Annotated in this window: 1 protein-coding gene; it reads left to right on the top strand. The window is 59.3% G+C overall.

The genetic code is table 11. The features are described from left to right. Positions 1-364 (top strand): glycine betaine ABC transporter substrate-binding protein (locus HX803_RS32545; protein WP_306172781.1); only part of this gene is annotated, 364 nt, incomplete at both ends.

Raw genomic sequence — 364 nt, 5'->3', positions numbered from 1 at the left:
GGCAACTGGATGCCGACCATGGAAAACGACATCAAGCAGTACCGTGATGCCGGCACCGTGGAAACCGTCCGCGCCAACCTCGAAAACGCCAAGTACACCCTGGCGGTGCCCGAGGCGCTGTACAACAAAGGCCTTAAAGACTTCGCCGATATCGCCAAATTCAAGGATGAGCTGGGCGGCAAGATCTATGGCATCGAGCCGGGTAACGACGGCAATCGCACCATCCAGACCCTCATCGACAAAGACGCCTTCGGCCTGAAAACCGCTGGCTTCAAAGTGGTCGAGTCCAGCGAAGCCGGGATGCTCTCGCAAGTGGAACGCGCCACCAAGCGCGACCAGGCCATCGTGTTCCTCGGCTGGGAAC

This window comes from Pseudomonas sp. P7548 (genome assembly GCF_013386585.1).
GTDB lineage: Bacteria > Pseudomonadota > Gammaproteobacteria > Pseudomonadales > Pseudomonadaceae > Aquipseudomonas.
This window is presented reverse-complemented; position numbering and strand designations above follow the sequence as displayed.